We start from the raw sequence: 25,826 nt of genomic DNA, 5'->3' as shown, positions 1-25,826 counted from the left end.
TTTGTTACTCACATTCCAACGAACCACCCAATCCACAGCAAGGACCAAAGCTTGATGGCAACAGTACTTGTGACTGGTGGTGCCGGATACATTGGCAGCCATGCCTGCAAAGCTCTGGCGCAAGCGGGTCACCTTCCTGTTGTATTTGACAATTTGTCCCGCGGGCATAAAACGGCTGTTAAATGGGGACCACTAGAAATTGGGGATATATTAGATAAGGAACGCATTCATCAAGCGCTGGCTGATCATAAACCAGATGCTGTGATGCATTTTGCAGCCTTAGCTTATGTCGGCGAGTCCGTTGAGAAGCCAGAACTGTATTATAATAATAATGTTCAGGGCACTCATACCCTACTTGAGGCAATGCATGACGCTAAAATTGATAAATTAGTGTTTTCCTCATCTTGCGCTGTGTATGGCGCACCCAAAACAATCCCAGTCAAAGAGAACGAACCAACCATCCCCCTAAGCCCCTATGGCGAAACCAAACTTAAAGTGGAGCAAATGCTCAGTGAGAGCGCTAACACTGTGGGCTTAAACTCAATATCACTGCGCTATTTTAACGCCGCTGGAGCTGATCCAGATGGCGAGATAGGAGAAGACCATACTCCTGAACCGCATCTCATACCAAATGTTCTAACCGCCGCTAAAAATGGTAATGAACTTGTCATCAATGGAAATGACTACGAGACAAATGACGGCACTTGCGTGCGCGATTACATTCACGTCAGTGATATAGCGCATGCCCATGTCGCTGCTTTAAATCGTCTTTTCACAAATCAACAAACAGAGTTTCTTAATTTGGGTGCCGGTAAAGGCTACTCAATTAAAGAAATTGTGAGCATGGCTGAAATCGTTACTAAGGAATCTATCCATTCCGCGTTTGGTCCACGCAGAGCTGGAGATCCGCCCAACCTAATAGCTGATGCCTCAAAGGCTCATGCTCTGCTTAATTGGAAAACATCACGCTCAGACCTCAAGTCAATACTAACTGATGCATGGCAATGGATGCATAACAAGGCTGAGCTTTAATCTGATAGATTATTCAGCACTTTAGTCCATAGTCTTTTGGCGCGCAGCATCACGCGCCATTGCATCAAGCATCTCAAGACTGTGTGTATGCCCTCTCATTGTACGCCGAGTTTTACCCGTAGAAACATGACTGGCACCATGCGCCATGTCAGTATCGAACACGAACAAAGTTCCGGCAGGGCCTTTAATAGGAACAGATGGTACAGCCGGTTCTGGAAGCACATTTTGTATTGCGTTAATTGTTCCAGCCTCCATAGCAACTAGACGTTTCTCCCTATTGATAAAATGAGATCCGGGAGAGGCACGCATCGCGCCATTACTTTCGTCAGTATCGGTAAGATAGACAAAAAACTTGAGAACTTGGCGTTTATCGAAATGCAACGCAAAAGGTGGGGCCGTTTGTTCAGATATCGTCTCAGATATATCAGAAACAAAAATCTCGTCATTAAGCTTATAAGCGCCTTCGCCGAAATAACAGGCTGCAACTTCATCCATCCAATCAAAAGAAAATAAACCACTTGTGACCGGATAAATCTGGGAATCAAGCTTGTCACGAATGATACGCATGTTAACTAAGTTATCAGCCCTGTCGATTTTGAAGCCCAAACTCTCTTGCTGCTGCGGATCAAGCATGTGATCAAATTCAACATTTAGAGATTCAAGTGCCTTCAGATTTAACACTGCAGGAAAAATAACAATTCCATTTTTATGAACTGCGTGAGCCGTTTCTGAAGGAGAAAGCTGATGACCTGCTGTAACTTTTGAGACATCTGTTTCAATTGAGGAACACAGCAGGTCTAAACCACTCAAGTCAGTCATGATTCCAATTCCCCACTCATTAGAAAAATAATCAATCCTAGGCAGCTCATCAGCCAACGCCGCGACAACTCAACTTAAATATAGCTAATCAGGTACTATGACACATCTGACATTTGTATTTGCTGAAACTGAGAGACGGGATTCAATGCGCGCTTGCCTTCAAGACTTGGAAAGTCGATAGGTGCGACACCCGACTGCCGCATGTCTCTTAAAAACCTAACTTTATCACGTGTAATCACGTCGCCGGCTGAAATATCCACAGCAGCAACCACCGTCTTCTTCTGGAATAGACGATACTTCTCGTCTGGTTCAATTAGTTTTGTTACATCTCCATCGCCAAGCACTACTTGCGCTTCACGTATCAATTTTACATAGTCCTTAAGCTCAGAAGGTTCTAATGCTGATTCATGATCGATACCTTTCTCGGATCGATCCCATGTTATGTGCTTTTCAAGGACCGTAGCACCGGCACCAAGAGCCACCAAATCAATTACTTTTGCCAAGTCCGTATGACCAGCTGTGTGATCAGCATATCCCACAAGACAATTAAATTTGTCTCTGAGAAGTCCCATTCGTCGAATGCGCGCATATTCGTTCAAAGTTGGGAAGCTCTGAACACCCTGCATCAAAATAACTTTTGTTCCGCCATGCTTCCCATAACAATTCAGCCCAGCTTCCACTTCCTCTAACGCAGATCCACCAGTTCCCATAGAGAGCGGCAAACCTTCTTCAGCACATCTTCGAAGCATGTCAATATGGAGAAGATCGGAAGAATTCAGCTTCACAGCATCGACTTCTAGTCTAAAGCCCAACTCGAGGCTGACTGGGTCATATGCAAAGTTAAAGACAGCAATATCACTCTGACGCGCATATGTGACGAGTTCAGCCCACTCTTCCGGACTAAAGTAGAGTTTCTTTAGAATTTGATACATCTCAGTATCAGGAACCACGTTGTCATCAGGATCCAAAATTTCAAACTGGATTGCGTCAGCACCAGCAGCAACAGCGGAATCTATGAGTTTCTTTGCCTTTTCTAGATCGCCGTCATGCGCACACGCCATTTCAGCGATAATGTAAGGCTGAGTCACGTTAGAAATTACTTTGTTTCTGATGGCAATCGAGGTTTCAAATTTATCCACGGTCAAATCCAACCAAAAGACTTCAAGACGTCGACTATAGGCTTGCGCGCAACATCACTGAGCGGTTTTAACGGCTCCCTCTCATATTTAGGCATCAACCCCATGAGATCGAGTGTGGCCTTCATAGCCAGATGCCACCCCACGGGCTTGCCAACAACAAAAAACGGGTCTTCATACTCTCTAACAATCCGGAGCGCTTTTTCAACTTCACCCTTTGTATGTAAAGTGTAGAACCGTTCTTCAATTTCTGGTCTATAGCTTCCAACACTCGTAAGGTACGTCTTTACACCGTAAGGTGCACAGGCCACGTACATCGCCATTGCGCTTCCGGCAACAACGAATGCCAAATCATTCCCAAACTTGGTAACAAGATTATAGCGGAGGTTTTCGCTCCCATGCTCTTCCTTCATTCCGATAAAGTTTGGAAGGTCACACATCATTTCAACAAGTTTAACAGAGAATGGCTCAGTAGGTCCGCTTGTCGGTGCCGCCGCTCTCATAGGCGTAGCATGAATCATAATCCCAATATCAGGCACAGCCCTACTAACACTGTAGAAATACTCGAAAACATCTTCGTTGCTATAAAAGCGCTCAGGATAATAGACAAGATAAGCGTCAGCGCCGATTTCCTGGCTATGTTTGGCAAATGCAATGGCCGACGCAGTCCCTCCATTCATCGGATTACCGATAATGGTTAGTGCAGAGCCAGATGATTCAACCACGCAGGCATTTAGAGCTTTCACTTCAATATCTGATAGAAGGTTGAAACGGCTGGTCCCGGCCGTTGTCATTACATGCCGAGCGCCATTCTCAACCAGATAACGCACATAAGCAGATGTACCCTCCAGATCTAATTCACCGTTTTCTGTGAAAGCAGGGCAAATAGGATACACAGGCCCAGCAATGCTCGAGGCAATTTCGACAAATTTCTGATTGGGCATACAAACCTTCCCTCAAGGGACGACGTTAAACATCTATCAATCGACAGAGATCTCACCGGACTGTAGTAAAAATTCTGCATATCGAAAATCGACTTCTTCATCAATATCTACAGACTGCAGTCTTGGCATTTTGTAACCTAAAGTTTTCCCAGAAAAAAAGTTTCCGTTGGCAATAAATTGTTCTCTCCAGCCAAAGTAAAAGGCGCCGTTGGGGTGGTAAACAGGCGCATGATCTTGAGACCTAGTATGTCCAGTAATCAGTGGAGCCGGGTCAAATACGTGCTCCAATGTCCCGGCATCATCAATACGTACACTCATAGAATATGGAAAGTCGTATTCTGATACGCTAACGACAGCGTCAACATCAGAATTAAACATATCGAAACCCTTCTTGATATCTATAGGGCGTCTAAACGGGCACGTTGGCAACAGCAGAGCAATAATTGAAAACTGTTCAGCAATCTCTGGTTCTTGCGCGAGCTCTAAAATAAGTTCGATAACTTTAACTTTGTCGCCTGCGAGGCGGTCTGGCCTAAGGCGAGCTACAACTGCTTTATAGCTTTTTGCGATCGACAAAACTTCTTCATCATCTGAGTTGACCATGATCGAGTCAAATACAGAGGAAGAGATTGCAGCCTCGATTGTGTAACTGATAAGTGGCTTGCCATTTAATTTCTTCACATTCTTACGCGGCAAGCGCTTAGATCCGCCACGTGCTGGTATTATTGCAAGAACTCGGTCTTTCATATTCGTCCTACTAAACTTAATTTACGTCAGAGTCAGTTGATATCTGTCCCCTTTCCAAAAGTGACAGTTCATTCCTGACCAACTCTTCAACCACTTCTTTCAACGGCTTCACTGGCGACCATCCCAAGGCAGCACGGATTTTTGAAATGTCACCTGTGAGCGTTACCTCTTCGAGGGGGCGTACGTACCGTGAATCTATTTGAACATACTGTTCATAATCCAACTCGACGGACTCAAAAGCCCACCGAACCAAGTCCTTGACTGTATGAGTCTTACCCGTGGCAATCACAAAATCATCAGGCACATCTTGTTGCAGCATGGCCCACATCGCCTCAACATATTCTGGCGCATACCCCCAGTCTCTCTGGGCCTCTAAATTACCGAGAAGAAGGGACTGTTGGAGTCCAGCATGGATTCTAGCCACACCACGCGCTAGCTTTCTGGGAAGAAACTCTAAGCCCCTCCGCACCGACTCATGATTATATAGAAAGGCCGTTGCCGTATAGAGCCTATGAAATCTACGATAATAGGCTGCGAGTTGATAAGCCGACAGCTTAGCTAGACCGTAAACGGACCTTGGATTAAAAGGTGTCTGCTCATCCTGAGGAGAGGTTTTAACCGCTCCAAACATTTCAGACGAGCCCGCCAGAAAAAAACGACATTCTGGAACTGTTTCTTTTATTGAGGATAATAAAATATGCGTTCCACCAACAAGAGCAGACAGAATTGCTGGCTCTTCTACGATCGTTGACTCTACAAAACTCGGGCCAGCAAGATGATAACATTCTGTCGGCCTCACTTTTGCCACGGCATGCTCAATGCTGGTTTGCATCTCCAATATTCCAGGGTGAAGAGTAAGTTGAGAGGAAATGTGTGAAATGTTCTCGGGTATCAACGATGGGTCATTAAGTTGCCTGGGCCTTAACAAGCCATGAACCTCATACCCTTTCTCAAGTAAGAGCTCCGCCAGGTAAGACCCATCCTGACCGCCAATACCTGTAATTAATGCCACATTGCGGCGTGTCAAAACCACTGCTCCAGTCGATCAAAAGCAACCCAAAAACCCTCGCCATTATTTTTATGGCCTTGCCAAATTTCTGGAATAAACCAGGCATTCGGACAAAACTCATCAAGTTGCTTTGCCAGGAGCGCGAAATCTACTTCGCCATCTCCAATCTGAATTCCTTCTCCGTCCACGCCTTCCGCATCTACAATATGAAGATGTGACGTATGCGGTGCAATTTGATCGACAAAGCTCTTAAAGCTGGTTTTTCTATGGTTGCATGCAAGCTTAGAATGACTGATATCAAGGCAAAATTTTAAGCCCGAAGACTGAGCAAAACTAACCATATCTTCCGGATCAACGAACAGGTTGCAGTACAATTGCCCCCCAAGATACCAGGGAAATGGAGGCAGCGTCTGGGGCAATATCTCGACACCCTGCATGTCCAGTTTTGATAGGCTATCAAGCACAAGGTCGTACATCGCCTCACGGGCCTTATACGGCACGGGTGCGTTGCGTGAAAAGCCACCGAGACTAACAACAATTGGTAGCCGGTCTGACCGTTTAAAGTTCGTTTTGATCTCTAATGATAAGTCTATAACCCGCTGAAGCTCGTCTACAGATCTCTGCCGGTAAACCTTGGCACTCTCGGCAAGATTTAAAATATGATCACCGGGGAATAAGTCAGGACTATGGACAACAACATCCATATCATAGGGACCATCAATATAATCGCTAACATCGAGTTCCATATCTTTGTATGAAAGATGAAACTCTATAAAGTCCAAGGGTGCTAATTGAGAAAGCTCAGTAAAGTCGTGATATCGAACCGGTATCCCATAGGGTCGGCGGAAATTGTATTGGCGTGGCTCAACAACAGTATTTAGTAAGTCTGAAGGGTAGAAAAAATCTCCGGCCTCGAATGAGTGCTTAGCGCGCTGACCTATCAGCTCATTCAACCGATTCGGCTGCAAACCTTTTCCAGGACTCCTCACAATCAGCATATCCGGCGTGACCTGCACTCCGCTTTCAATTGGTATAGCCGCGATAACGCTTTTTGCGAGGTTCTCTCTGTTCATCCGCTCACCTTGGGTAACCGTCCTCAAATCGCCCGCCCCCATGGCTTCTTCAACATGCCGGATTGAATTTACCATTTCTCGAAATTCAAAAGGTAGCAGGCTTACTTTGTGGTCATTACCTTCCTGATTGCGATCATCCGTGAAATGTTTTTCAATGATCTTTGCTCCCAAGGCAACGGCAGCAACAGGAATGGAGTAACCCCGTTCGTGGCCAGAATAACCGACAATACAAGTGCCGATCTCTTTGAGTCGACTCATGTACTTAAGATTAACGTCCTTAAAGGGAGCTGGATAAGTTGAGTTACAATGCAACAAAGCATACGTCGACCCAAACCTCTGAAGAAGACCAACGCTTTCCCTAATTTCTTCTTCAGTAGACATCCCCGTCGACATGATAAGAGGCTTTCGCGTTTCTCCTAAAGCACGAAGTAATTCATGATTTGTGAGGTCCGCCGAAGCAACTTTATAAGCCGGAATTCCATACTGCTCTAGAACCTCTACGCTTTTTAAGTCCCAGGGCGTACACAGCGGAATCAACCCAACACTTTTACAATAATCGAAAACACTGAACATGTCTTCGTCACTTAATAATGACCGCGCAAGAACATCCAGAGTGTACTGAGAGCCCAAGTCAGCGCTTACATCATCAGGATTGCCTGCGTTTCGATAGAGGTGATCCATATGTCTCATTTGGAATTTAGCACTATCTGCACCTGCACTCGCCGCCAAATCAACCAAAGCTTTCGCCTTATCTAAACTGCCATCATGATTGATTCCAATCTCGGCAACAACAAAAGCTCGCCCTTCATCGCTGATAGCAAAGCTATCAATCTGTAGAGAGCCTGACTCTGGTCTGGCTATTGCAACGAGACGCGACCGGTTATCAACCAAGGGTACAAACTTAACGCCTTTGGTCGTCGCTTTCCCAGCGTCATCATAATATGTGACTCGCTTGGTCAGCTTTTGCCGAATAGACGAGAGTTCAGAGTTTATTGATAGAGCTTCAAAATCTTTATTTGCCACGTCGACAGCAGAGCGCTCAATATCAACATTTACCTGAGCTGCAACCCAGCGACGAAAATCACCGTCAGTGATAACGCCCTCAATCACACCATTCTTGTCAATACAGATGACAAAGCGAGATTTGTTATCGTTAATCTTGTTAAGCGCAACTCTGATACTATCGAGCGACGACACTACAAAAGGCGTAATATTACTATCAATAATCATGACATTGAGGCTCTAACAATTCAGTATGACGATAGTAACAGACGCCCGTTAAACAAACAGACATAAGGCTGCCACAGAACCATAATAGGGTTAACTTTAGGTTACCCCATAGTTACAGCAACATAGCGCTTTAAATACTCAAAGTATCAGCGTCGCTTCTGCAACGACCCTAATTAAGAGAGTTCCAATATTCGCTAGTCCATCGGGAAAACTCAAATATGCACCAAGAAGCAATTTCGATCATCACAGAGATAGAAAAAAGCATCGATACAAATGCGCTAAATTATGGTGGTGTATGTGCATGGCCGTTATTCCGACAACGGATTTGGATTCATTTAATGAATGAGTATTACAAATCCATGTCTGGCCCTAGCGCTCCATCAGTTAACAACGATGGACCAAGTTTCTCAGACGTCAGCCAACTTAACACACATATCATTGGTGGCTCTTCATCCCCACTAATCCATGTGGATCATCAAGCCTCTGAAGAGGCGATGCAAACAAGCACCGAAGCTCCTGATTTGCTATTCTTTCTGAGACCAGAGGAACATCGCGATAGCATTGGCGACAAGGCTTACGCAAAGATACTAGATAGCCTTTTTGATAGGCTCTCTCAATACAGCCGCCTGAAAATTGAACGGTTTATGTCTGACATCAACCGCAGCAATGTCAGCTTCCTTATTGACGTTGGTCACGCGCGTGTTTCTGCTACGGCATTGGGATTCAGCCCGTATGACTTTATGGAACGGACAAAGCCCTTCACAAGCGCCTTACATCTAAGTGACAACGATGGGCAAGAAGACCAGAACCTAGCTTATAGCGCGAACAGCTGGTTTTGGGAATTGCTCGAACATTACCAAGACATACCGCATGTGATAGAAGCATACGCCCTTAGCGATGAGGAAATGAAACGGTCACTCTCCTTGCCATTCTAACAAAAAGTCTACATAGCTTTAATTCGGCCACTGATAGGCTTTACCTAATTCTGATAATAATTAGCTATTACAAACATCAGCTAGAATTTGCGCAGGATTAACAGCTGAGGAATCTTCTAAAACCGCGCCCTCCGTTCGACGTGACCGATTGCTGATAGATTCCACAATAGTTTTTGCCTTAATCGCATACCCGAAAGTTCCATCCGTTATTTGTTGGTCATAGGCATCTAAACCACTTGGGTCCGTCAACGTAACAGGGCAACCAAATTTATGTGCTTCCCATGCTATTGAAGAAAATGCTGTTACAAGATGGGAAACGTTCTTTAGCAATGGATAGAGTGGCGCATGTGTTGCCACATCGATTTCATAGTTATTGAGCTCGGCTGAATCCAAAAAAGCTTTGATCAGCGGTATTCTGTGACGCTGATGTGGGTGTACACGCAGCAACCAAATCCAATCCGGTGTTAACCGCATTGCGGAAGGAATATTATCAGGAAAAAGCGTTTCATACGGCTGCAAGCCAACAAGCACAGAAACCTTACTCTTAAAGCTATCTATGAAGCGCTTTAATTCGGGTGAGAAAGTAAAAGCATCTGTTCGTCTCCATAAATCAATCCAAGGGTTTCCTGCAACTAGAGAATTAGGAGCATACTGACTGCTAATTGTATGAGCAGTTTGAAAATCTCGGATCATCTCATCCCAGCAAAAGAAAAAATCAGGCAAAACTTCGTAACCATCATTCGGAATCCGTGTCCAATGGTTGTATAGGGCATGATAGGGTCCTTGCTGTCCATGCTGGACGTCAATCGTCGGAACGCCCAATTCTTTGCATGCCCAAATCAAAGCAAATATATCAGTCGTATAATAACAGATTACACAGACAGCTTTCGGCTTTATCCGTTTGAGAATATCTGAAAATGTCTTTTTGCGAGACCAGATACGCGGCAAGTGATGAGTTAATGCAGAAAAATTGATGGGACTGCCGCTGAACCGTTGAAAGACTTTATTTACGTCATCAAAGCCTTCAACGCTCTGCGGAATTCCATCCAAGAGGGACTCGTCATTCCAATCGGGCAAGGTATAACCGGCCGTGGGTTCAAACCTTCCTTCAGGAGGCGGTTTATTTAGGTCATTAAATTCAATCTTGAGCGCATTAAGTTTTCCACGGCATAGATCAAGCCAAGGATCAAATAGCCGGTTGTACGCTAGGCCATCAACGAGATCTGTATGATCAAGAAGGCGAGAGACAAACATGACATCCACAGGAACTTGCCCGTCAATTGCACTTTTTTGCCAATCTTCTATAGCAACACGGTCTATTTCCGATCCAGTCCACTTCAAGCTCAAATCAGAATAGGCGTTGTTTTTAATCTCGTCAGTTGAAGTCGGCTGCTTTGGATCTTTTGCGCCACGCGTAAAATGATGCATGCGCCTGACAAGAGGCCAAAGCTTTAAATCACCAAATTTCAGTTTGTTGACGTCAACAGCAGCTTCAACTGCAACCAATTCGTCAGCAATCTGTTTAATACGGCTTACTGCTGTCATAAAATTATAGAAACCTATAAAGTTAGATGCGCTAATCAGGACTAATTAATTAGTCCAAGGCAAAAAAATAGCCCTAGCAAGCTACTTGTCTGAGATACTGCAAGTTTGTGAACACAACCAGAATAGCCTGCTCACAAAATTTCATCTAAGCGACAAGACCGTTCTTAGTAAAAGATAAACTAGAAGACTGAGAAATCATTATTAGATGAATCGGCGCTTTTAATAACATATGACATATTGCGCTTATCTTCCCATTTAAATTGACGATTTATGAATAGTGGTCCATTTTGTCTGTTAGAATATTTTGATTTTATAACACTAACAGCATCTGCACCCAAAGACTCAGAAAGGCACAGTAATACTTCATCAAAGCTCATTTTATATTTATTTACATCGACACTGCGGCCTTGAGAGTACGCGACAAACTCTTCACAGGCATCAATAGTTGCTTGAGCATCATCAAACGGCCAAACCCACCTAGCAAAGGTGTTATGGTAATTTACACCTTTACCAAGTGCCATACCTTGCTGCCTTAGCGACTTTGGAATATCTCTTGATTTATGTGGCCAATTTAAGTTGTTAATAATGTAGTTACATTTACTATTGAAGTAAGACAGCGCCGCTGTGCCTCCGTCACCAATATTTAAAGATGCCAACTCATATAAAGCAGATCGAAACGGTAGGCTTAATGAGATTTCACGAGCAACGTATGCACCTGGAATAAAGTTATCACTGACTTGTAACGCCAAATCATAGTCAGGGACAAAAAAAACAAAGTATCCTTGTTGTTGCATGTATTTAGCTATGTTGATTAAAGTTTCTGGGGATGAGTTACGCTGCAGCAAATGTGCAGAGCCTCTTGCAGTGATAGTGATAAACTTTTGACCTGGACAAACCCGATTTACGAGTTGCTTTGTCAGTTCAATCGCTCTCTTAGGTGCGGCTATGCTTTTGGGTCCATAGCCAAGATAAGAGTTGAGCGTTGGTGTGTTAATTTGTGCACAATCAGATGACACATCCACACTATAATCAACTGGAAATTTATAAGTTCCCGCTGCATCAACAAGTTCACTAGCATTCTCCCGAGTTCGCAGTAAAGTGTGTGATGTATTCGTTTTATAAAGTGATAGAGCTGGCAACAATATACTCATCAGCCTCCATCGCTTTATGTCTACTCCATATTCATTAGTCCAATTAAACCCGTCATTTAATCCAGGAACAAAAATGGTGTGTGTGTGATCACAATCAGTTGTCTCAGCACGAGCAATCTCCGCTGAAACAATCTGTACCACAGCATTAAAAGTAGGGGGGGCGTGGTCGAGATCGTAAAAATGATAGAATACTTTTTCATCAGCCACGATATAGGACACTTTTCAGGTAGATAAAAAACATTTAGATTATGCACTTTATTTAAAGATTCGATTAAGAATTGATGAACATACTGCGAAACTATCCAAACATTAGTGTCAGTAATATAAACTGTATCTATCAGAGATGAGCATAATTTTTTAGATACAAAGTTATACTCTGCATTATAGCTCTTTGATTAGAGTTAAGAGGCACACGCTTTTATTTACACTGCTGGTATTGCAGTAGAGCCCAGCAACTATGATACAGGTAGGCTTTAGTCATTTTCCGCAAGCCTAAACACTTAACTAACAATTTACGTGTTGGTGATAACTAATGCACAGGAAATCACTAGACCTATGAAGTGAACAAATGCTCAACTGGTTGACAGAAACGCAGGATCTATATACACGCGCTGGCGCTGCAGACCTTCAGAGTAAAATTCATGAAGGAATGTTAGAAAAATTCAGCACACCCGAAGCTGCTAATGATTTCATCACTTCTGGACGTAACGCGTGGCGTAAATCGGCCGTAGTCCGCAGCCAATTGGTGATGGGGCACAGTTTTCAAGGTAAAGTTCTGGAAATTGGAGCCGGTAGCGGTTGGTGTTCCAGCTTACTATCGAATATTGACGAAGTTCAGCACATCTACTGCCTCGATTATGACCCAGTAAGCGTCGAACTGCTTATGCCATTGGTGCAAAAATCATTCGGCGCCAACCCAAAAAAGATAGAAAGAGTATTAGGCTCTTACAACGACATGCCACTCCAAGATGAAATAGATCTAGTCATTTCAATAGGGGCCTTGCATCATGCAGAAAACCTTGTTGCTTGTCTGTCATCTTGCTTCTCAGCACTGAAGCCAGGAGGCTGGTTGTTCGCAACCGAGCCAGCATATTATGATTCTGAAAGTAATTCAGACATCCTCAAACGTTATAAAACTGAGGATCCAAATGCGCTCAAGAAATATGGCAAAATCACAAAGCATGAAGACAACTCTGATCACTATTACCGCATAAGCGAGTACATTGCAGCTGGGTATGGTGCTAAATTTGATGTCTTTCCATTTGTTTTCGACTTAGATGGCCACCGTCATGCTGACGACAACACTCTGCGCCTTAGAAAGACCAGCTCAGGCTTTCACACCAACGTTCTTTACCCATATTTCGCGCCCAATCCATCCAATCCTGTTTTTGACCGTCTGTTTCTTATGCTTCAAAAACCTTTGAACGGTGGCATAGAACTTGGTCACAAAACTTCTCTGATCTAGATCATTAGCGCTAATAGTGCTTAGCATGCCTGCCTATTTGTTTGGACACCAGGCTTCCACTTCATATTGGTCTCATTTGCAGAATTTCACCCACTCCCACCGCCGACCCAGGAAAATCCGTAAACACGCCATCCACACCCAAAGCAAAGAAGCGTCGGTATTCAGCTAACGGATCACCATTGTAAGGCTTCATCAAGTAGCGGGGCTCGTCTCTAAACGTGTAGGCGTGCACCACCAAACCAGCAGCATGCGCCCGGGAAATCAGGTCCGTCACTGGAAACGGATTGCCCTCACGGTCTTGCGGCACAATCAACACTTTCCACGGCCCAATGCCATCCGCATAGGTCGCAATATTTTGAAGCCCCCTGTCCGTAATCATGTCTTGATAGGACAAACTTGCTCCTGCGATTGCTTGATCAAAGGGTTGCTCTGTTCCAAAGCCTAGCAACTGTACGAGGCGCACATCAGTCGCCTCATTCAGTGACTTTAGATTTTTCACTTCAAAAGATTGAATGAACACCCAGTCATCAGTGCGCGTCAAACCAGCAGCTCTCAGTGAACCCAAAAGTGGCTGCTCTAATGCCAACCCTATACTTTGATGATAACTCGGGTGCTTCGTTTCCGGGTAAATCCCAACCGGACGCCCCCGCACAGCGCTCTCGCGTTTGATCAACGCGAGCACTTCATCAAGCGTTGGAATTAGGTATTTCCCATTCAAACTTTGATCGCGGAACGGCAATCGCTGTGTTGCGCGCAGCGTCTTTATTTCAGCCAGGGTGAAGTCTTCCGCAAACCACCCGGTAAATTCGAGACCATCAATCAAACGCGTTGTCTTGCGCTCGGGAAATTTTAGCGCAACGTCGGTCGTATCCGACAACTCATTCTCGTGTCGTGCAATTAAGACACCATCTTTAGTGCTGATCAAATCTGGCTCGATGAAATGAGCACCTTGGGCAATTGCCAATTCATAAGCTTCTAGGGTGTGCTCTGGTAAAAGGCCGCTCGCCCCGCGATGCCCAATAATCAGCGGCCACGGCAGGGATTGCGCTGACACTGCGGCGGGAAAGAACAGTGAACAGGCAACAGCAACAATAATGCGATAAACCATGGAGCCTCTCCTATGAAGAAGGGTTTATCTTACATGCAGCAATAAGGGTAAAGAACGTCTCATCTACGACCGTCAAAAAACGGTCACTTTGGCTTCAAACTTAATTCTAAAACGCTTGAATTTAAGATGCAGCAGTCTCTTTATTCCGCGCGGCCATTTTGTCGAAATGCGCCCAAACACCATCAGCCCCGTGCCATTCACCCCTGGTCGCATTCTTTGAATATTCCGTGGCACGCGCTTCAAAGAAGTTGGCATGCTCAACACCATTTAGAATTTCTTCCAACCAGGGAATAGGATGTTCTTTGATATTGTAAATTGGCTGCAGGCCAAGTTGCTGCAAACGCCAATCTGCAATGTAACGGATATACGACTGAATATCCTTTGGCGTCATGCCATTGATAGGCCCCATTTCAAACGCCAGGTCGATAAATTTGTCTTCCATATCGACAACCGTGCGGGCGCAATCCGTAATGTCATCCTTCAAGGCAGGCGTCAGGCATTGTGTTTCCTGGCAAAAGGTATGAAAGAGTTTGATCATGCCTTCACAATGCAGGCTTTCATCACGCACCGACCACGACACGATTTGCCCCATACCCTTCATTTTATTTTGGCGCGGGAAGTTCAATAGCATGGCGAAGCTGGCAAACAGCTGCAGCCCCTCGGTGAAGCCACCAAACATTGCGACAGTGCGCGCAATTTCCGCCGGATTGTCGACGGTAAATTTTTGCATGTAATCATGCTTGGCTGCCATTTCTTCATATTCAAGAAAGGCGGTAAATTCACTCTCGGGCATGCCGATTGTCTCAAGCAGAAGCGCATACGCGGCAATGTGAACAGTCTCGATATTCGAGAACGCGGCCAACATCATTTTAATTTCCGTTGGCTTAAAGACCCGGCTGTAACGCTCCATGTAATTGTCGTTCACTTCAACATCGGACTGTGTGAAGAAACGGAAAATCTGAGTCAGAAGGTTGCGCTCGGAATCCGTTAGATTATTCGCCCAGTCTTTACAATCTTCACCCAAAGGCACTTCTTCCGGCATCCAGTGAATCTGCTGCTGGCGTTTCCAGAAGTCATGCGCCCACGGATACCGGAACGGCTTATAGCTATGGCTCGGCGTTAACAGGCTGGGCTTGGTGCTGGGTGAAATACTATTCATGACTTATCCGGTACAGCTGCTGCGCTGAAAGTTAATATGTTGACTCAGAGACTTACTGGCAGGCGAGGCATTCTTCATAGTCTGTCCGCTCGGACAGCGCCAATTCAGCTTGAGGCCACGCTCGCGTGTTATCAGATTCGACGCCACCAGCAAAGCCAGCGCGCTGCACTGATTTGGAGCGGCAGTAATACAAACTTTTCACGCCTGACTCCCATGCTTTCCAATGCAGCATCATGAGATCCCACTTGTCGATGTCAGACGGTATAAACACATTGATCGACTGACCTTGGCAAACAAAGGGGGTGCGGTCGGCTGCCATTTCGACAACCCAACGCTGATCAATTTCAAAGGCCGTGCGGAACACCGCTTTCTCGTCATCTGTCAGGCCATTGAGATGCTGCACAGACCCTTCGTTTTCCAGGATTGAGGTCCACGTGCCTTGGGTATTCAAGCCCTTGCTCTCTAGAATTTCTGTGAGGTGCTTGTTCTTTACCGTAAACGACCCTGACAAGGTTTTATGTGTATAAATGTTTGCCGGAATTGGCTCAATGCAAGGACTCACGCCGCCACAAATAATGCTGATGGACGCTGTCGGCGCTATGGCCATTTTATGGCTAAATCGCGCCATCAAACCGGTTTCAGCGGCGTCCGGGCAGGGACCGCGCTCTTCCGCCAAAACAACCGAAGCCGCATCAGCGCCTTTACGAATGTGCTTAAACATCCGCACATTCCATGACTTTGCCATGGCGCTCTCGAAAGGCACATCACGCTCCTGCAAGAAGGAGTGAAAACCCATCAACCCAAGACCAACTGAACGCTCGCGCATCGCCGAGTATCTGGCCTGTGCCATGCTGTCAGGTGCGCGGTCAATAAAGTCTTGGAGCACGTTATCAAGGAACCGCATAATGTCTTCAATGAAGCCTTCATCTTTCGACCATTCGTCCCATTTTTCAGCATTCACGGACGACAGGCAGCACACGGCAGTGCGGTCTTCGCCAAGATGATCCGGGCCCGTATGAAGCATGATCTCGCTGCACAAATTCGACGTCGTCACCTTCAGACCCAGGTCTTTTTGGTGTTTCGGCATCTGCCGATTAACCGTATCTGAGAAAATCAGATAGGGCTCACCTGTTTGCAGCCGCAGCTCCAGAACTTTCTGCCACAATGCGCGGGCATTTACAGTTTTCCGCACAGAGCCATCTTTCGGGCTCAACAGATCAAATGGTAGGTCATCGCGGACGGCTTCCATGAAGGCATCCGTAATATTAAGGCCATGATGCAGGTTGAGGCTTTTGCGGTTGAAGTCACCAGACGGCTTGCGAATTTCAAGAAATTCTTCAATTTCCGGATGATGAATATCCAGATACACCGCCGCCGATCCGCGACGCAGAGAGCCCTGTGAGATCGCCAATGTGAGGGAATCCATAACCCGCACAAAAGGAATGATTCCCGAGGTGTGGCCGCAGTTCTTAACCTTCTCGCCGATAGAGCGTACGCGCCCCCAATAGGTTCCGATACCGCCGCCGTTTGACGCCAGCCAAACGTTTTCCATCCAGGTATCAACAATCCCATCCAGGTCGTCGTTCACGGAGTTTAAGAAGCAAGAAATGGGGAGACCGCGATCAGACCCGCCATTCGACAACACCGGCGTGGCCGGCATAAACCATAAGCGAGAAATGTAGTCATAAATGCGCTGAGCGTGATCAAGATCATCCGAATAGGCCAAGGCAACACGCGCAAACATGTCCTGATAAGATTCACCAGGTAGCAAATATCTGTCTTCCAGCGTGGCTTTGCCAAAATCGGTCAGAAGCGCATCTCTGCTCCGGTCGACTTTAATCGACGGAACGACGGCAAAAGATTTGTCGTCGGAGGACTTCTGTTTCTCGGGCTGGGGTGAACGGGCGACGGTTTTCTTATCAGCTTCCAGCGCGTAGGCCATGTATTCCCCTCGGTGTTTAGGCGCCCGAGCAACCCCAGGGCGCATATGCAGACTCAATCCAGCGCCAAAGAGGACATTTTAGAGACTCGAATCCTGTTCGCTGCTCTATAGTTCTTTAAAATCAAGAACTTAGGAGCACCGCTGCGGCAACGATATCGTTGCGAGTCCGCTAATTTTTGGCTGGTTGGATTTATAAAATCCGAAACACAGCCCCCTCAAGTCCTCTTACCCTCATGATCTAGTCATCGATGAGGTAAGCGCCACAACATATGGTGCTGAAATGAGGCGATTTCGTCAACTACATTTTGGGTTTTTGCCGCAAATTTAACACAATATATGGTGTCTAAATGGCTTGACAGAATTGTGTAAGACTCAACTGCCGCAGGAAACTGGGGTTTTCACAAAACAGTATTTCGCAATCCAATCCGGCAAAACCCTCACCCGCTATGCGTCAAACGGGATGCTGCATTGCACAATTATGAGTGGTTAGCTATATTGCTTTGCAGCATTATCATTGCAGAAAGATTACAGAAAGGTCTTTGAGATGGCATACAGCGAAGTAAACGATTTGATCCGGTTCCTTGGCGAAACAGCTCAAGAACTCTCTATTGCTGCAGTCATGGCTTCCGCAGAAAAAGCAAAAGAGATGCGTGACGAAGCCGAAGAGATTATGGCGCTACGTTCAAATCTGCTGCAACGCGTCTGGGACAACGAAATGAACGCGCAAATGCCCCTCCCCCTCAGCATTAAAGAAGCCGCATAACGGCTCCTGCGCAGTTCATGAAAAACCCGGCTGTTATGGCCGGGTTTTTTTATGCCTGAAAATAGGCTGCCGATACTAACCGCCACGGTAGCCAAGACGCCGTGCATTCTCAATACACGCGGCGCGGTTTGCAAAAGCTTTGTTGGATGCACCCAACGGCTTGCCGGCTCCATCCTTAAGACGCCAGCGCCACTTTTTAGACTTATCTGTGTAAAACTCCCAGGTGTCTCCAGGGCCCTCATGATCGTCGGGCATAAGTGATCGAATGCGCTGTTTGGCTGCAGGAATGACTTTTTCTGCTGATCTGTTCAAGAGTGACTTGAGATCCTTGAGTTCCTCATCAAGAGCCCCCCGGACCTTACTAAACTGTTGATCTGCTGATGAGACCAGCCTGCCAACATCTTTCTCAATCTTACCAAGTCGCGCCTTATTCTTTTCAGAACTCAATTGCTGCTCAGCCAACTCTTCAAAGGCTTCAAGCTTAGCGGCCACCGCAGACGACACAGCTTTCAACCGACTCTCGACCTTGGCGGAGGCTTTCTTCAGGCGTTCCAATTCGGGTGCCGCCGCCCGTCGCGCTTTCTCAGTAGCCTCTGTAACGGTCTTTTTTGCGCGGGCTGTGGGCGATTGGTCAGCCGGTTGCGGTGCTGCAGGCATAGGCTTAGCCGCTGCCTTTGGCTTTGATTGCGGCTTTGATTGCGGCTTTGATTTTGGCTTCGCAGATGATGTGGCCATGGTTTAAGTCCTTGTGGTTGAACCAGACGCTGAATTCCGTCGAAAAACCTTACCTCGAGTCGCCTTAAAATGCGATTCTTGATCCCTTAAATGGGTTTTGTCCTGTTCAGCCGCAAGGAGTCCGGCTCGCTTTTCGGGAGAAACCATGAAGAGTCGAACCGCACTCAAAATGATTCAGCTTTCGTTAAACAATCCCCGGAATCAGTAGGGTCAGACAATGCCACCGGGGCTCTCTCTCCTCCCTCCCACCCCACGATCTCCGGTGCTCTAGCGGCGAACGCCCCCCACGCGTTCGCCGCTTTTTTTCAGGACAGCCCGCCCTAACCGGCTACACTCAGCTGGTCGTTATTAAGGGGGTCATCATGCTCAGCAAAGTCGTCAGAACCGTCGCGATCAGCATCGCCACTGGCATCATCGCATTCACCAACACCGTCTCAGCGCAGACCGAACCACCCGTTCAAGCGCAACACGTGCGCACTATGATCGTCACGTGCAAGATCGAAGAAACGGTGAAGTTTTATCGCGACGTGCTGGGCATGGATGTCATCCGCGATGACGGCGGCGCCCCAATCCAAGTGGCCGCGCAAATTATCGACATGCCCGAAACCAGTTTACTGCGTATGGCGATTTTCGTCGGCAAGGGTGAGTATCCGGCCGGTCCCATTATCGGCAGCCGCATCGGGATGCTGGGCCTCATGGACCCCAATGACCCTGCCTGTGCCAGCGTCGACAAGCCAAACCAACGCACCCTGCATGGCGGCGTCATCATGCCGGTGCGCGTGTCCAATACGGCTGAGATTTTAAAGCGCGCCAAAGCCATGGGGATCGAAGTGATTAAAGAAGGTCCGTCCCCGTCTCGTAAAACCATGCAGACGCTGCTGTATGATCCCAATGGCATCGTGCTCGAACTCTTTGAGTTAAACGTCACTCCCCTGCCCTAGCACTTAGCGATGCCTTCAATTCTTCTCCTTATTGCGTTGGCTCTGGGTATGAGCAGTGCCCAGGCTGAGGAGCCTATCCCTCTGACCATCGTCTCGTTCTCAGCGCCGGACTCCGCCCATGGCCGCCGCTGGGTCCGGTTCAATAACGAGGTTGAGCAAACGCTGGGAGATAAAGTGGCCCTCAACATGCTCACCGGTGGGCAAGTGGGAAACGAAGAGAATATGTTGTCCAGCTTGCGCCGGGGCCGGGCGCAGATGGGCATTGTCTCGATTGGGGCGCTGGCCGCTCTGGTGCCTGAACTGTCCGTCCTTGCGGCACCGTTCCTGTTTGAGTCAGACGCCGAAGCCGACTTCGTAATGGACCACTATCTGTTCGAGCCTTATGCCGCATTGCTGGCAGACCGTGGCCTAACCTTGCTGAAATGGGAAGAAGGCGGCTGGCACAATCTGTATGGCCGCAAGCCCCTGACACTGCCGTCAGACCTGGCTGATTACCGTTTGCGGTCTTCGGCGACGGAGGCGACGCGGTTGTTCCTGGCGGAAGCACAGGCCGATGTGGTGGTGCTGGATTTTGGCGATATGGTTGCCGCGCTGGACACCGGCCTGGTCGATGGTGGTGTGACAACGTCAGTGATGTATCGGGTCGCAGGACTGTATGAATCTGCGCCGCATTTCACCCTCACCCGCCATGCTTTTGCCCCGGGGGCGCTGTTGGCCAACAAAGCCTGGGCGGATAACACCCCCCCGGAGATCTTAGCCGCCATCTTGAGCGCCCAGGGGTCTGTGGACGACAACCGCAAACTGGTGCGCCAGGAAGCGCTGGAATCCTTGGTGCTGCTAAAGGATGCAGGCATCACCTTGCATGAGTTAACCGATGAGCAACGGCAAGCGTGGAGGAACATTGCGACACCGGTTCAACGCAAGCTCATGGCCGACATTGGCGGTCAGGCAGAATGGTTTTTCGCCCTCGCGTTAGAAGGCAAGCAGGCGTTTAAAGCCGCGCGATGATTAGGTGCCGATGATGTCGCCGTCTATCCGCGTAATTGCGATTACCGCCGGACGGGGTGGATGTGAGTAGACAAAGTCTGGCCAACGCGTTGGCGTCTCGTCAAGCGTGGCCACCCCTTCTCCAGGATGTTGAATTGCCAGAAAAAGCGTTCGGCCATCTGCGCTAAACGTCGGGCTACAACATTCAGCACCAGCGGGTGGACAATAAAACAGCCTGGGCATAGCCCGGCCGGGGCCTTGAACGTCCATCACATATAACGCGTCATGCCCCGAGGGTTGAACTCCATCGGTGCACACCCACAACCGGCCTGTCGGATCAAACCCTATATTGTCAGGGTCGGTGAACCAGCCATACCGTGAGGTTTCTGGGTGAAAGGCAGCTTCATGATCTGGATTGGACGGGTCTCCACAAAGCGCAAAAACCTCCCATGTGAAGACGCTAGCTGCATGATTTGGACCACTTTCCGTGGGCGGGGGTGAAAGTTCGAGCAGGTGGCCAAAACGGTTACTTGGGCGAGGGTTGGCCGCATTAGGCTCCACCCGGTCCGAATTACTGGTGAGAGCAACATAGATATCACCCGTTTGAGGGTGTGGCGCAAAGCCCTCTGGAGAATCCATAGGCGTCGCTTCAAGCAAATCAGCAGCGCGGCGGGTATTAATCAGAATATCAGCCTGACTGTAAAAACCATTATCCGGTGTCAGTGGCCCCTGACCAAAGACCAACGGAAGCCATCGGACTTTGCCGTCCTCTTCAAACCTTGCGACAGACAAAATTCCGTCATCAAGCAAATCTTTGTTGGCGTCACGATCTTCTGTATTTACGCGCCGCGACGAAACGAAGCGATAACAGTATTCAAATTCCCAATCATCTCCCAGATACACAACGAGGCGTCCGTCTGGGGCAAGAACAGTCGACGCCCCTTCATGGGCAAAACGGCCCAGAGCTGTGCGTTTAACCGGTGTCGAGTCAGGATCAAAGGGATCAATTTCCACAACCCACTCAAACCGGTTTGGTTCGTTGGGCTCACGCTCTAGCTGAAAGCGCTCGTCGACCCGGCCCCAGCCATACTCATCATTGTTCTTGTCATCGTAGTAATAGCGGCGAAGCAGTTCCGGATTAGGGGTGTTTTGGTAGTCACCTGCAAAAATCCAACCGGCCCCTTCTTCACAAGTCAAAACGGTGCCCCAGGGCGTAACACCACCGTTGCAGTTTGAGACCGTTCCGAAAACGGTTCGGCCTGTCGGGTCCTTTGTCGTAATTAACTCTGGCGTGCCTGCCGCAGGACCAGACAAAGTAATTGGCGTCGACATCGAAATTCGGCGGTTATAAGAGCTGCTGCGATCGACCGTCCATGAACGGCCCATGCGCCGTATTTCAACAACCGAACACCCAACGCTGGCCATCGTTGTTCCAAGTTGCTCAAGAGTCATCTCATGCCCGGCAGTTTCTTCAGATAATCCAGGCCACATAAGATGGGGATTGGGATACTCATGATTAACGAACAAAAGCCCGTGCGTTGGATCGGCCTCATCATCAAACGGGAGAAACACCGTGAAGTCGTTATTGACGCCAAACTGGCTCAAGGCTGTTTCAGCTGTCTGTGCTGCAGGATTAAAGGGCTCAGCATTTTCAAATAGTGGGTCACCCCAAGCAACAATCACTTCAGACTGGTAGCCCTTTGCCAGGACTTCTCCCTCTGTGCGTTGCAATCTGATCTCCTCAAAACCCAGACTACTAGACTGTGTGGCGGTTACCGCCTGACTAAACCGGGGAGCAAACGCAGTTGCTGCAATACTGCTTCCCGCGCCGACAAGAAGCTGCCGGCGGGAGAGACGGCGCTTAACCAGCTGACCCAACGCTGGGGCAAGGCTGCGGCAACGCCTGCGGCGTGACCGGCCACGATCATTATGAACAATCGTCATGCCGGTGCGCCAAGGTGTGCTGATCCGCCAAGCCCTAGGTTAAAAACGTGCAGAAAGACCAAAGGTCACTGTCCGGCCGTTGAATGTCACATCCTCTGGGAATCCTGGGGTCTTGCCCAACGTCTTATTCACGACTGGATCCAGCCCGCCATCAAGAATGTCAATGGCGTTCACGTAAGCTGTGACATTGTCGGTCAATGCGTAACGCGCCTGCACATCGAGGGTCTTGTAAGACTGCTGATACTTGTCGATCAGGTAATCCCCCAATTCTTCAAGAGACCTGCCGCGCACCGTGTAGGCGATGTTGGTTTCCACACCGTACTTTTGATAGGTCAAAGCCGCCGTGCCGACATAGCTTGGTGCATTGAAAAACGGCACTTTTCCCCGACCATCAAGGCCCGTATCAGCAGAACTGTCTTGCAGGGTCAGGTTCGCATAGACGCCAAACCCGCCCCAGAAACCATCTAAGTTGGTGAACTGATTGACGAAGTTCAACTCAACGCCATAGACTTCAGCTGTGTTGCCATTAAACACGGTTTCAGCGTCGATATTGAACCCAGGGAATCTTGCTTCCAGATCTGCGACAGAAACTTCGCCCTCTGGCGCTGCATCAAAGAATATGAAGTTATCTATAGTTTTATAGAAAACGTTGGCTGAGGCGAGACCGATATTTTCCAGATAGTACTCAACGCCTAAGTCAAAGTTCCACGCATAGGCTGGCTTGAGGTCGGGGTTGCCGATAAACGCCTCCAAGGAGTTTTCATCGTCAATCTCAATTTCGGTGGCCGCATTCAGAAACGCAAATTCTGGGCGAGCCAATGAGGTGAACGCAGCTCCTCGGAAGATCAAGTCATCGGACGCCCGGTAGTTCACTTGCAGGCGCGGAAGGATTTGCGTGTTGCTGGACGTGGAGACGCGGCCCTGCAAAATCTCATCATCTTCCGTCTCTATGACTTCAAATCCCTCGGATTCAAAGTCGAGGTATTCAACGCGGACACCACCTATGGCTTCCCATGGACCTGACGTAAACATGGCCATTCCATAGCCAGCGTATATGGTCTCTGTGCCATTATAGCTGTCCTCATCCGGCAGATCTCCATCATAGTCGTTCTCTAAGACGCCGTCGTTTACCAAACGCGTGCCAATGTTGCGCCAATCGCGAATGGCGTCTGGGTTAAGACGCAAAATCTGGCCATAAGGTGAGCCAATGTCGCTGGTATCCAGAAAACCGCCGCCATCGAATACAGACCCGATAAGATCTAAATCTCCATCTGCCTCAAGCACATTGGCCTCAAACAAAGACCGCTTGGACCGCAAGGCCTTAGCTCCACCCTTAATGTACGATATAGACGGAGATGAAGGCTCATAGGTTACATCAATTTGGCCAACGTATTTACGGTCCTTAGAAACGTCCTCGTCAATGTCATTGCCGCCCAGTGAAAAATTTGAAGGATCGCGAATAGCTGCTTCGTCTGCTGCCGACAAAATAGGCTGTGGAAAAAACGGGTTGCTATAATTGTACAGAACCCGGTCTGATAGTTCGTATTCAAAGGCCACTTCGTAGTCGTTCGGCTCATCAAACAAACCGCGTGCATACCCAACCGAATATTCGACCGTAAATGCATCGAACAACGTTTCTCCGCCAAAGGTGAGCGTACTATTGGTAAACACAGACTCTTCGTACTCGCTGCGCACTTGGTAAACTGTTCCGCCTTCTGGGTCGAACACACCATTTTGATACAATTCATCGTCATCAGCGATAATGAAGAATCCGCTGCTTAGCTCGATGTCTTCCAGCTTGTTGTAGCTGCCTTTGGCGTACAGAGACGTTGCATCACTGACGCGATAATCAAGCGCTATGGACGCACCAATGTTTTCGCGCTCGTTGTCAAAGTTGCCGAGACCAAACCACCAGGGAATGAGTGTGTTGCCACCACTCAAATCCACGGGTTCACCTTCATCCTGCTCGAATAGAGGGATGTATTCTTCATCCTGCAGGTTGTTGTATCCTAATGTATAGCGTTTGTTGTAGGTAGCTGAGATCAAGAGACCAAAATTGCCATCCGTACCAAACACGTCACCGTAGGTGCCAGTAAACTTTCCGCCGAGTTTTTCATCAAAGTCGTTATAGTTGCCCTCGATATTCAGAGCGATAATGCGGTCATTGGCGTCGAAGGCGGATGCTGTTTCTAGCTCGACGGACCCGCCGATGCCATCGCCATCCATGTCCGGCAGTAAGGTTTTATTAACCACGATCTTCGACAGCGCATCGACCTGCACGACATCAAGCGGCACCCGTCGTGATTCTTTGTCTGTCTGCGCCACGTTCATGCCGTTGAGCTTGAAATTGTTGAGGCTGGAATCGAGGCCACGGATTGATATGAACCGGCCTTCGCCGCCTTTTTCTTCGCGGTTGATCGATATGCCCGGAACACGCTGTAATGCTTCAGCGGCGTTAGTGTCCGGAAAGCGCCCGGCTTGGTCAGCGGACACCACATTGGAAATCGTCGACGACATCCGCTGTTGGTTCAACGCCGATGCCTGAGCCCCGCGTTGGCCGATGACAATGATTTCATCAATGGCATCACCACCAAACACGGAAATGGTTGGACGCGATATGGCACCGGCTGCGACCTCAATGGCCTGCCGCTCATCAGGAAATCCAATATAAGAGAACGTGAGTGTATACGTGCCCGGTGCGAGGTTTCTGAGGCTGAAGGCCCCTTCTGCGCCAGTGGATGCTGTGTCACCGGTTTCTTCAACGCGCACGCGGACGCCTTCAAGGGAGGCTCCAGAGTTGGCATCTACAACGCGGCCAGCGACCTGACCGAGTTGCTGCTGGGCCGAAGCAGATGCCGCGATGACCAGAGGAATAAGACCAGCTGTGACCGGCAAGCCAAACGCAAACACCCCAGCCAGGAGTTTAGATTTAAGTGTCTTTTGAAAATATGGGTTCTGCATGACGCCCTCCAGAAAACGATGGATTACATCCATCCGAATCTTCCGAAGGCAGAAACAGAGCGTAAGACAACCTTCGGGACAAATCCGGATCGGATATTTCCTTCAAGCTTCTAAGCCCTGGTCTTGAGGTGGCGTAAAAACGTCATGTCCGCAAGAAGTTGCCGGTAAGCAAGAGTTGGGCGCAATAAACAGGAGACGGC

At 48.0% G+C, this 25,826-nt stretch carries 20 protein-coding genes; 6 read left to right on the top strand and 14 right to left on the bottom strand.

The window, feature by feature from the left end:
* Window positions 1-54: 54 nt before the first annotated feature.
* Window positions 55-1,032: a UDP-glucose 4-epimerase GalE gene (gene galE, locus RIC29_14000; protein MEQ8736034.1), complete on the top strand. Its 978-nt coding sequence runs from the start codon at window positions 55-57 to the stop codon at window positions 1,030-1,032.
* A gap of 21 nt (window positions 1,033-1,053) precedes the next feature.
* Here the strand turns inward: galE and RIC29_13995 are convergent, their stop codons facing one another.
* From RIC29_13995 to RIC29_13970, 6 genes are all read right to left on the bottom strand, one after another.
* Window positions 1,054-1,851, bottom strand: coding sequence for a phytanoyl-CoA dioxygenase family protein (locus tag RIC29_13995; GenBank protein MEQ8736033.1), 798 nt, complete (start codon window positions 1,849-1,851; stop codon window positions 1,054-1,056).
* 95 nt (window positions 1,852-1,946) lie between these two features.
* Entirely contained in the window at window positions 1,947-2,990 is a 1,044-nt protein-coding gene (locus RIC29_13990) for an N-acetylneuraminate synthase family protein (GenBank protein ID MEQ8736032.1), read from the bottom strand.
* Between the two features lie 2 nt (window positions 2,991-2,992).
* A complete protein-coding gene (locus tag RIC29_13985) occupies window positions 2,993-3,931 on the bottom strand; it encodes a dihydrodipicolinate synthase family protein (protein ID MEQ8736031.1) in 939 nt (312 codons plus the stop codon).
* A 36-nt stretch (window positions 3,932-3,967) separates the two neighbouring features.
* Window positions 3,968-4,678 carry an acylneuraminate cytidylyltransferase family protein gene (locus RIC29_13980; GenBank protein MEQ8736030.1) on the bottom strand — a complete coding sequence of 237 codons (711 nt, stop codon included), beginning with the start codon at window positions 4,676-4,678 and terminating at the stop codon, window positions 3,968-3,970.
* A gap of 16 nt (window positions 4,679-4,694) precedes the next feature.
* Entirely contained in the window at window positions 4,695-5,705 is a 1,011-nt protein-coding gene (locus tag RIC29_13975; GenBank protein MEQ8736029.1) for a GDP-mannose 4,6-dehydratase, read from the bottom strand.
* The gene (locus RIC29_13970) at window positions 5,702-7,990 is read right to left on the bottom strand and encodes an N-acetylneuraminate synthase family protein (GenBank protein ID MEQ8736028.1); all 2,289 of its coding nucleotides are present in this window, start codon (window positions 7,988-7,990) and stop codon (window positions 5,702-5,704) included. Before RIC29_13970 ends, RIC29_13975 begins: the two co-directional genes overlap by 4 nt.
* Window positions 7,991-8,208: 218 nt before the next feature.
* On the opposite strand from RIC29_13970, the gene RIC29_13965 reads away from it, so the two are divergent.
* Window positions 8,209-8,925, top strand: coding sequence for a hypothetical protein (locus RIC29_13965; protein MEQ8736027.1), 717 nt, complete (start codon window positions 8,209-8,211; stop codon window positions 8,923-8,925).
* A gap of 60 nt (window positions 8,926-8,985) precedes the next feature.
* On the opposite strand, the gene RIC29_13960 is transcribed toward RIC29_13965, so the two are convergent.
* Window positions 8,986-10,470 (bottom strand): hypothetical protein, encoded by a 1,485-nt coding sequence (locus tag RIC29_13960; GenBank protein ID MEQ8736026.1) that lies wholly within the window; start codon window positions 10,468-10,470, stop codon window positions 8,986-8,988.
* Window positions 10,471-10,649: 179 nt separating this feature from the next.
* Window positions 10,650-11,828, bottom strand: coding sequence for a hypothetical protein (locus RIC29_13955; protein MEQ8736025.1), 1,179 nt, complete (start codon window positions 11,826-11,828; stop codon window positions 10,650-10,652).
* Between the two features lie 361 nt (window positions 11,829-12,189).
* On the opposite strand from RIC29_13955, the gene RIC29_13950 reads away from it, so the two are divergent.
* The gene (locus tag RIC29_13950) at window positions 12,190-13,086 is read left to right on the top strand and encodes a class I SAM-dependent methyltransferase (GenBank protein MEQ8736024.1); all 897 of its coding nucleotides are present in this window, start codon (window positions 12,190-12,192) and stop codon (window positions 13,084-13,086) included.
* Between the two features lie 61 nt (window positions 13,087-13,147).
* Here RIC29_13950 and RIC29_13945 read toward each other — a convergent pair whose 3' ends face one another.
* The 3 genes from RIC29_13945 to RIC29_13935 form a co-directional block, all read right to left on the bottom strand.
* Entirely contained in the window at window positions 13,148-14,194 is a 1,047-nt protein-coding gene (locus tag RIC29_13945) for a glycerophosphodiester phosphodiesterase (GenBank protein MEQ8736023.1), read from the bottom strand.
* Window positions 14,195-14,315: 121 nt separating this feature from the next.
* The gene (locus tag RIC29_13940; protein MEQ8736022.1) at window positions 14,316-15,353 is read right to left on the bottom strand and encodes a ribonucleotide-diphosphate reductase subunit beta; all 1,038 of its coding nucleotides are present in this window, start codon (window positions 15,351-15,353) and stop codon (window positions 14,316-14,318) included.
* Window positions 15,354-15,405: 52 nt separating this feature from the next.
* Window positions 15,406-17,295, bottom strand: a complete 1,890-nt coding sequence (locus RIC29_13935; protein MEQ8736021.1) for a ribonucleoside-diphosphate reductase subunit alpha — start codon at window positions 17,293-17,295, stop codon at window positions 15,406-15,408.
* 544 nt (window positions 17,296-17,839) lie between these two features.
* Here RIC29_13935 and RIC29_13930 point away from each other — a divergent pair.
* A complete protein-coding gene (locus RIC29_13930) occupies window positions 17,840-18,058 on the top strand; it encodes a hypothetical protein (GenBank protein MEQ8736020.1) in 219 nt (72 codons plus the stop codon).
* Between the two features lie 75 nt (window positions 18,059-18,133).
* Here the strand turns inward: RIC29_13930 and RIC29_13925 are convergent, their stop codons facing one another.
* A complete protein-coding gene (locus tag RIC29_13925) occupies window positions 18,134-18,793 on the bottom strand; it encodes a hypothetical protein (protein MEQ8736019.1) in 660 nt (219 codons plus the stop codon).
* A gap of 362 nt (window positions 18,794-19,155) precedes the next feature.
* Between RIC29_13925 and RIC29_13920 the strand changes: the two genes are divergently transcribed.
* Together RIC29_13920 and dctP are read left to right on the top strand one after the other, a co-directional pair.
* A complete protein-coding gene (locus tag RIC29_13920; GenBank protein ID MEQ8736018.1) occupies window positions 19,156-19,734 on the top strand; it encodes a VOC family protein in 579 nt (192 codons plus the stop codon).
* Window positions 19,735-19,743: 9 nt separating this feature from the next.
* Window positions 19,744-20,742, top strand: coding sequence for a TRAP transporter substrate-binding protein DctP (dctP, locus tag RIC29_13915; protein ID MEQ8736017.1), 999 nt, complete (start codon window positions 19,744-19,746; stop codon window positions 20,740-20,742).
* Here dctP and RIC29_13910 read toward each other — a convergent pair whose 3' ends face one another.
* On the bottom strand, window positions 20,743-22,665 hold the full coding sequence (locus RIC29_13910) for a PhoX family phosphatase (GenBank protein ID MEQ8736016.1): 1,923 nt from the start codon (window positions 22,663-22,665) through the stop codon (window positions 20,743-20,745).
* A gap of 39 nt (window positions 22,666-22,704) precedes the next feature.
* Window positions 22,705-25,626: a TonB-dependent receptor gene (locus RIC29_13905; GenBank protein MEQ8736015.1), complete on the bottom strand. Its 2,922-nt coding sequence runs from the start codon at window positions 25,624-25,626 to the stop codon at window positions 22,705-22,707.
* Between the last annotated feature and the right edge of the window lie 200 nt (window positions 25,627-25,826).

This window comes from Rhodospirillaceae bacterium (genome assembly GCA_040219235.1).
Taxonomy (GTDB): domain Bacteria; phylum Pseudomonadota; class Alphaproteobacteria; order Rhodospirillales; family Rhodospirillaceae; genus WLXB01.
Note: the sequence above shows the minus strand (reverse complement) of the source record. Positions and strands in the feature narration are given on the sequence as shown.

Bases quoted from the DNA above. Each gene is read 5' to 3' on its own strand.
- RIC29_13980 (MEQ8736030.1), bottom strand. From the start codon at position 4,678: ATGAAAGACCGAGTTCTTGCAATAATACCAGCACGTGGCGGATCTAAG.
- RIC29_13925 (MEQ8736019.1), bottom strand. From the start codon at position 18,793: ATGGCCACATCATCTGCGAAGCCAAAATCAAAGCCGCAATCAAAGCCG.
- RIC29_13935 (MEQ8736021.1), bottom strand. From the start codon at position 17,295: ATGGCCTACGCGCTGGAAGCTGATAAGAAAACCGTCGCCCGTTCACCC.
- RIC29_13905 (MEQ8736015.1), bottom strand. From the start codon at position 25,626: ATGCAGAACCCATATTTTCAAAAGACACTTAAATCTAAACTCCTGGCT.
- RIC29_13985 (MEQ8736031.1), bottom strand. From the start codon at position 3,931: ATGCCCAATCAGAAATTTGTCGAAATTGCCTCGAGCATTGCTGGGCCT.
- RIC29_13950 (MEQ8736024.1), top strand. From the start codon at position 12,190: ATGCTCAACTGGTTGACAGAAACGCAGGATCTATATACACGCGCTGGC.
- RIC29_13960 (MEQ8736026.1), bottom strand. From the start codon at position 10,470: ATGACAGCAGTAAGCCGTATTAAACAGATTGCTGACGAATTGGTTGCA.
- RIC29_13920 (MEQ8736018.1), top strand. From the start codon at position 19,156: ATGCTCAGCAAAGTCGTCAGAACCGTCGCGATCAGCATCGCCACTGGC.
- RIC29_13965 (MEQ8736027.1), top strand. From the start codon at position 8,209: ATGCACCAAGAAGCAATTTCGATCATCACAGAGATAGAAAAAAGCATC.
- galE (MEQ8736034.1), top strand. From the start codon at position 55: ATGGCAACAGTACTTGTGACTGGTGGTGCCGGATACATTGGCAGCCAT.
- RIC29_13930 (MEQ8736020.1), top strand. From the start codon at position 17,840: ATGGCATACAGCGAAGTAAACGATTTGATCCGGTTCCTTGGCGAAACA.
- RIC29_13940 (MEQ8736022.1), bottom strand. From the start codon at position 15,353: ATGAATAGTATTTCACCCAGCACCAAGCCCAGCCTGTTAACGCCGAGC.
- RIC29_13970 (MEQ8736028.1), bottom strand. From the start codon at position 7,990: ATGATTATTGATAGTAATATTACGCCTTTTGTAGTGTCGTCGCTCGAT.
- RIC29_13910 (MEQ8736016.1), bottom strand. From the start codon at position 22,665: ATGACGATTGTTCATAATGATCGTGGCCGGTCACGCCGCAGGCGTTGC.
- dctP (MEQ8736017.1), top strand. From the start codon at position 19,744: ATGCCTTCAATTCTTCTCCTTATTGCGTTGGCTCTGGGTATGAGCAGT.
- RIC29_13995 (MEQ8736033.1), bottom strand. From the start codon at position 1,851: ATGACTGACTTGAGTGGTTTAGACCTGCTGTGTTCCTCAATTGAAACA.
- RIC29_13945 (MEQ8736023.1), bottom strand. From the start codon at position 14,194: ATGGTTTATCGCATTATTGTTGCTGTTGCCTGTTCACTGTTCTTTCCC.